We start from the raw sequence: 7662 nt of genomic DNA on the forward strand, positions 1-7662 counted from the left end.
CACCAAAGTCTATTGGGATTGGTCCACAGCAGGAAGCGACACGATTGAAGAAAACAAACATACCTATCTAAAAATAAAAGGGTCTTTTGAGTACGATACCAACTTCACGCCGACTTATGCCTGGTTCAACGGAAACCTTGAATACAGATACTTGCTCGGTGACAAAATGGATCCCGGCCAGCCGACCATGATCAACTTACCTGCCGGTAATATCGCTGACCCAACAGCACTGATCTTCCCATTCAAAGTCCATATCGCGAAACAGCCTTATGACACGGTCAATAATCATTTACTGCAACCACTTACAGCCCGTGACGACGGTTTCTGGACAACTTTCGATTGGGATTCCGCACTCGAAATTGGTGCTGAAATCACAGGATTGGATTATAGCGGCGAATATGGCTTTGCTGAAACATGGATGTATTGGCCCGTCACTCATACAGTGCGCCCTGCTTCAAAGGCGCTCACATGTGATCACTGCCATGGCAATGATAGCCGGATGGACTGGGAAGCCCTGGGTTATTTCGGCGACCCCATCGATTGGGGCGGAAGATTCCGCGAAACCAATTAACAGCCACTTAAATATTTTGAGGAAAGAATGCAACATGCCTAGTAAATATCTACTCACCTACCGAAAAATTCCTGGCTTCCTGGCACTCACCTTCGTGATTTTAGGGATTTCCTGGACCAGCCAGAATGCCCTGGCAAAAAAGGAAGAAACTCCAACCCTGCAATCTTCATCCCTTCATCCGGCAATAATCCTTCTGGATGAAAATCGCGAAAATGTTATTGAAACAGGATTGCCAGTTTCGACCATGAATACCTGTGGCGCCTGCCATGATGCCGAATTTATCGAAAGCCATAGCTACCACGCCAACCTGGGATTGAACGAAATCACATCTCCCGGGAGTACACCCAGCCAACGGGATTGGGATATCACACCCGGGTTCTTTGGAAAATGGAATTCACTCACCTATCGCTATCTGTCACCAAATGGAGATGAACTCGTTGATCTCAGCACGCCGGCCTGGATCCAATTTTATGGGGCTCGCCATATCGGTGGCGGTCCAGCAGTCTACGCCCGCGATGGAGAAACATTGCTCACCAATCTCCCCATCCGCAGGGGTGACCCGGAAACCCACATCGTTGACCCCAACACTGGCAAATTGGTCACCTGGGATTGGGAGGCCTCAGGGGTCGTCGAGATGAACTGCTTCCTTTGTCACATCCCTGATCCGGATAACGATTCTCGCATCAAAGCGCTGGAAGATGGCGAATTTGGCTGGGCAAATACTGCCGTTTTATTCGAGACCGGCATCGTTGAATCCATCTCCGGAAATTACGTCTGGAACAAAGAGGCCTTCACGGAAAATGGCGAGGTGAAATTCGATCTACTCAATATTCAGGGGCCTGTAAATGACAATTGTGGTCTTTGCCATGGTCTCGTTCACGACGATATTGAAGAACCATTGGTATTATCAGGTTGTGCTCCAGATCGCTGGAGTACGATCACAACAGGTCAGATCATTTCATCACAACGGCTCTCAGAATCAGGAATGAATCTGGCAAATAAAGAGGAGCTCACTCGCCCGTGGGATGTTCACGCCGAACGATTATTAAGTTGCACCGACTGTCACTACTCAGTCAATAACCCGCTCTACTACGAAGAAGCCAATGCTCTAAAACCAGACCACCTGATTTTCGATCCCCGTCGCATTGAGATTGGCGAGTATCTTGTTCGCCCCTTGCACCAATTTGCACGGGGCGATAGCGCCCAGGGAACCATCGCTCCCAATCTTGAAAACACCATGCGCCGCTGCGACTCCTGCCATGATACAACCCAGACTCACGATTGGCTGCCTTATCAGGATCGTCATATGAGCGCACTCAGCTGCGAATCCTGCCACATTCCGCAACTCTACTCTTCAGCGAATGAAATGCACGATTGGACCGTCATCAATCTCGATGGAAGCGCCTCGACAGAATGCCGCGGTATGGAAGGTGGAGATGTCAGCGAAATCGGGACTCTCGTTACCGGATACGCACCGGTTCTTTTACCTCGAGATAATGCTGATGGCACTACCAGTCTCTCGCCTCATAACCTGATAACAACCTGGTTCTGGGTCTATGGAAATCCCGAGCGCCCCGTTCGTCTTATCGATCTGGAAGCAGCCTATCTCGAAGGGGATCAGTACCACCCCGGCGTGATGTTGCGCTTTGACGAAAATACCGATGGTGTCGTATCAAAAGATGAATTACGTATCGACACCCCTGAAAAAGAAGAATTTATTACCACGCGCCTGACCCTTCTTGGACTGGATAATCCTAGAATTGTTGGTGAGGTACAACCCTATACCATTAGTCATGATGTAGCGGGAGATGAGTGGGCAACCAAAGATTGTGCCACCTGTCATGCCGAAGAATCACGGATCACAGATGCCATCCAAATCTCAACATATTTACCGGGTGGCAAACTCCCTGAGTTCGTCAAAGACAGCAATATCACCTTCAATGGGGAAATGAATATGGGCGAAGATGGCACGCTCTCCTATAAACCATCCAGTGTCGAGCAGGATTTTTACATTCTCGGTCACGACTCTGTCAAATGGATTGATCGATTTGGCGGATTGATGTTCATCGGCGTACTCTTAGGGGTATTTGCTCACGGCGGGCTGCGCTTTTATTCAGCGCTCCGCAACCCCAGGGTCAAGCCTGAGACGCAAGAAGTCTATATGTATTCGATCTACGAACGTCTCTGGCACTGGCTTCAGACTGCTGCGATAGTCCTGTTGCTCTTCACAGGTGTGATCATCCACAATCCAGACAGTTTCGGCATCTTCAGCTTCAATGGGGTCGTAATAGTCCACAATGTCCTGGCCACGATTTTGGCAGTCAATGCTGCGCTCTCCCTCTTCTATCATTTGGCCAGCGGCGAAATCCAGCAATACCTGCCCCGCCCGCGCGGCTTCTTTGACCAGACCATTTTACAAGCGAAATTCTATTTGCAGGGCATCTTCAAAGGGGAAGAACACCCCTTTGAGAAAACTGCAAAGAAGAAGTTAAACCCGCTTCAACAGATCACATATTTTGGCATCCTGAATGTGCTGCTCCCCCTGCAGGGCCTTACCGGAATAATGATCTGGGGCGTCCAGCGCTGGCCTGATCTTGCCGCGAAATTGGGTGGGCTGCCTTTCCTGGCTCCTTTCCACACATTGATCGCCTGGACCTTTGCCTCTTTTATCGTTCTGCACGTATACCTGACCACTACGGGACATACCCCCATGGCTGGGATCAAGTCCATGATTATGGGATGGGACAAGGTTGAAACACACGTCCACTCCCAGGAGGAATCCTAAAATGACTACAGCAACACCTGAAGTAAAAGTACCTTTTTACAAAAAACTTTTTATGCGCGAATCCAAAAATTACTGGAATTCCTATGTCGGCGGCGTTCTCCTCGGGATGGTGCTCTTCGCATCCTTCTTCCTGACTGGAAACGGTTTGGGAGCATCGGGTGGGTTGAGCCGGATTGCTGCCTTTATTGAAGATATGATCGCACCTGACCATGTCAATCAAGTGCCTTACCTGATCAGTATGGCAGGCGGCCAACTCAACCCACTCGACAACTGGATCGTCCTGGTAACCCTTGGAGTGATCATTGGCGGTTTCATTTCAGGTGTCATTAATGGGCGTGCCAAATTCGAGACCAATAAAGGGCCAAATATATCCAACCGGACGCGCTGGATATTCGCCTTTCTGGGCGGGATCTTCTTCACGTACGGAGCGCGTCTCGCTCGCGGATGCACATCCGGCCAGGCTCTCTCCGGAGGCGCAAGCCTTTCTGCAGGAAGCTGGGTGGTCATGTTCGCCATCTTTGGCGGAGCTTATGCTCTCGCCTATTTTGTCCGCAAACTTTGGAACTAGGAGGAGCTAAATCATGATTCCATTCCCTCTCTCTCTTGAACCCACATACGGAAAACTGATCGCGTATCTGGTTTTCTTATTGATCGGTCTCGCCTTCGGTTATGTCCTGGAAAGCTCAGGCTTTAATAAATCGACATTGCTGGCAAAGCAGTTTTACTTCAAGGATCTGCGTGTTTTCAAAGTCTTCTTCACGGCCATCGTAACTGCCATGTTGATGATCTTCGGCGCAGCTGCGATCGGCTTGCTCGATTACAACCTGATCTGGGTCAACCCGACCTATCTCTGGTCTGGGATCGTCGGTGGCCTGATCATGGGTGTCGGATTTATTCTCGGCGGTTTTTGCCCGGGCACATCGCTCGTCGCTTTGGCGACCTTCAAAATCGACGGGATACTTTTTGTCCTCGGCGGATTGGTCGGTGTCTTCATCTTTGGAGAAACCGAACAATTGATCACCTACTTTTTCAACGGCAGCTATTTTGGACGCGTAACGCTAATGGATGTATTCAACATCCCAACTGGTGTGATCGTAATAGGCGTCACATTGATGGCACTCTTCATGTTCTGGGGTGGCGAAAAACTTGAAAGAAGTATCGGCGGCAAAGCTGCGGACAGCGAACCCAAAGCGCGTTATATTGGCGCTGCAGTGGTTGTCACTCTGGCTATTATCATCGCATTTGTTGGGCAACCAACCTCTGAAGATCGCTGGAATCTGATCGAATCTGTAAAACAACCCGAATTGGATGCACGCGCTTACCAAATTCACCCTGCTGAATTATTGCATAATTTCCATGAGCATAAAATCAACCTCAAAGTAATCGATGTCCGGTCTGAGAGTGATTACAATATCTTCCACATCATGGATTCACAAAATCTCTCTTTGGAGGAGCTGCCCTCACTGATCAGCGAGTTCCACCTTGAACCAGCCAATACGCTTTTCGTGGTAGCAAGCAATGATGAAAAAGATTCCACAGAGGCCTGGAAATATCTTGTCGCAGAGTCAGTGCCCAATGTTTATATCCTCGAAGGCGGTATAAATTATTGGCTGGATACCTTTGCTACAGAATATGAAAAAGAGTTTTGTGAAGGAAATAAGGATAATTGCCAGGATGAAGAGCTACGCTATATTTTCACACAAGCTCTTGGCGCATCCTGCCCAGCTGCCTATCCGGAACCAGAACATTTCGAAGATCTTGAATATATCACTAAAATTAAAATGGAGCTCAAACGAGCACCAACCGGTGGCGGCTGCGGTTAAAGAGCCGTAGAAAACCTTAGAATCAAAAAGAGCCATACAATACCTGTATGGCTCCTTTTATTGATCCACTATAAAAACTATTCTAATCTTCTTCTTCCTCAGATTTGGCAGCAGCGATTACCTCGTCTGCCACATGGGTGGGAACAATTTCATAACGATCAAATTCCATCATGAAATAGCCACGGCCCCCAGTAATGGAGCGTAATTGGCTTGTATAATTAAGCATCTCAGCCAGAGGAACATCTGCGATAACGGTCGTTAAACCGCGCTCTGCGTCGGTGCCCTGCATCCGCCCACGACGGGTATTCAGATCGCCAATTACATCGCCCATATTTGCATCGGGGACAGTAATGCGAACCTTCATGATCGGCTCATAGAGAACCGGACCCGCATCCTTGACAGCGGCTTTGAAAGCGCCGCGAGCAGCCGATTCAAAAGCAACAGGCTTTGAATCAACAGGATGTTCCTTGCCATCAAAAACAGAGACCTTGACATTCTGCATCGGGTATCCGGCAATCGCGCCATCTTTCATTACACTCAGAATGCCTTTGCGAATGGCAGGCTCATAAGATTGAGAAATTGCTCCGCCAAAGACATCCCAGGTCAGTTCGAAATCACCCTCAGGATAGGTATCTATGGTGATATGCACTTCACCAAATTGCCCGGAACCACCACTTTGCTTTTTGTGGCGATAAGATGCAGTCGCTTCCTTTGTGATCCCTTCACGGTAAGGGATGCGTGGTTCGATCGTTTCCAGACCAACCTGCAATTTGGCCTCGGCACGACGAATTGCTACGTCGATGTGCTGGTTTCCCATACCCTTCAGGATCGTTTGTCGAGTGGCTTTTTCGTTATACCAATCAAGGGTCATATCCTCTTCGCAAAGGCGGGTAAGCGTTGGAGAGATCTTTGCGGCATCTGCCTGTGTTTTAGGAACGATCGCAACCCGGAACAAACCAGTTGGGTAATCAGGAACTGGAAGTGTGAGCGGATGTCCTTTAAGACAAAATGTATCACCCGTAGCGGTCTCACTCAACTTTGGGACACTGGCAATATCGCCAGCATGAATGACCTTGACAATATTCTGATCTTTGCCTACAGGGATATTCACCGAGCCAAAGCGCTCCTCGGTTTCTCTTTTTTGATTCCAAACGCGGCTATCACCTTCGATGGAACCTGAGTAAATTCTGAAAAAGGTTTGTTTGCCTACAAAGGGATCAGCGGTCGTTTTCCAAACATAGGCGGCCAGGGGTTCGGTGTCAGAGGCAATTAATTCCTCCTCACCTTTGGCGCCCTGGGCAACGACAGCAGGCCGATCAGCAGGAGAGGGCATCAGACTGACCAATGCGTCCAGGAGCGGTCCAACACCAATTTCATTACCGGCTGCAGCAACAAAAACGGGAACATAATCTCCGGCCATGAATACTTTCTTCAATCCACTGGCAATTTCAGAGTCACTTAATTCCTCACCCTCGAAATATTTCTCTAGCAAGGCATCGTCGCCCTCGGCTGCGGCTTCGATAAGCTCATGTCGGGCTTCCTCGGCCGCGTCCGCAAATTCTGCAGGAATATCAACTGCTTTCTTGCCATCTGCTTCGTAAGCCTTATTGCTGAGGAGGTCAATGACTCCTTTGAAATCGCCTCGCTCTCCCCAGGGAAGTTGCACTTTTATCATGCGCGCTTCTGAGAATTCATTCAAAGAGGCCATTACCTTTTCCAGGTTGGCATTGTCGCGATCCATCTTGTTGATCACTACAATGCGAGGCAACTTGAATTCGTCGCAATAACGCCAGGCGATCTCTGTACCGACCTCTACGCCAGCGAGGGAATCGATCAATACAACCGCGCCATCAGCAACACTCAAGGCAGAGATCACCTCGCCGACAAAATCGGTATACCCCGGTGCATCCAGAATATTGAGTTTTGTGTTTTTGTGTTCGATGGGGATTACGCTGGTATATAGCGATAATGTGCGACGGTTTTCTTCTTGATCAAAATCAGAGGCCGTTGAGCCATCTTCAACTTTCCCCATACGTGTTATGGCTCCGCTAAAATACAGGAATGCTTCAGCCATCATCGTCTTACCAGTGCTGCTGTGACCTACCAAAGCGACGTTTCGAATAAACTCAGTGGTGTACTCTTTCATCAAATAGGACCCTTCTTTTTTTCAGGATAACAGATCGACTGATTGTACGAGAAGTCGGTTAAATTGTCAAAGTCTATGACCAAATTCTGATGATTTTCAGCATGATATCTAATGGAAATCTGTAAATACCAATTGAATTTCATAATTAAGAATAATAAATCATAAAAACACCCAATTTATCCCGTAATTCTGCTAAAAGAATGATATAAATTACAATCTTTCAATTGTTGCGAAACAGGAGCATTAATGTCCAACCTACCCGCCATTGAAGTCCTGGAATTACATAGATGACTCCACTGAAAAAAGCTGAACTTTAACAACCGACAACTGAGCCGAA

4 protein-coding genes and 1 pseudogene are annotated in these 7662 nt (G+C 48.2%); 4 read left to right on the forward strand and 1 reads right to left on the reverse strand.

The window, feature by feature from the left end:
• The 4 genes and pseudogenes from AC3DOM_RS13650 to AC3DOM_RS13665 form a co-directional block, all read left to right on the forward strand.
• A pseudogene (locus AC3DOM_RS13650) lies at window positions 1-571 on the forward strand (tetrathionate reductase family octaheme c-type cytochrome); the annotation flags it as partial.
• Between the two features lie 34 nt (window positions 572-605).
• Window positions 606-3356 (forward strand): cytochrome b/b6 domain-containing protein, encoded by a 2751-nt coding sequence (locus tag AC3DOM_RS13655; protein ID WP_487919599.1) that lies wholly within the window; start codon window positions 606-608, stop codon window positions 3354-3356.
• Window position 3357: 1 nt separating this feature from the next.
• Entirely contained in the window at window positions 3358-3924 is a 567-nt protein-coding gene (locus tag AC3DOM_RS13660) for a YeeE/YedE thiosulfate transporter family protein (RefSeq protein ID WP_487919600.1), read from the forward strand.
• Window positions 3925-3937: 13 nt separating this feature from the next.
• Entirely contained in the window at window positions 3938-5179 is a 1242-nt protein-coding gene (locus AC3DOM_RS13665) for a YeeE/YedE thiosulfate transporter family protein (protein ID WP_487919601.1), read from the forward strand.
• An 82-nt stretch (window positions 5180-5261) separates the two neighbouring features.
• Here the strand turns inward: AC3DOM_RS13665 and fusA are convergent, their stop codons facing one another.
• On the reverse strand, window positions 5262-7325 hold the full coding sequence (gene fusA / locus AC3DOM_RS13670) for an elongation factor G (RefSeq protein ID WP_487919602.1): 2064 nt from the start codon (window positions 7323-7325) through the stop codon (window positions 5262-5264).
• Window positions 7326-7662 lie beyond the last annotated feature (337 nt).

It is taken from the genome of Candidatus Desulfolinea nitratireducens, from assembly GCF_982879505.1.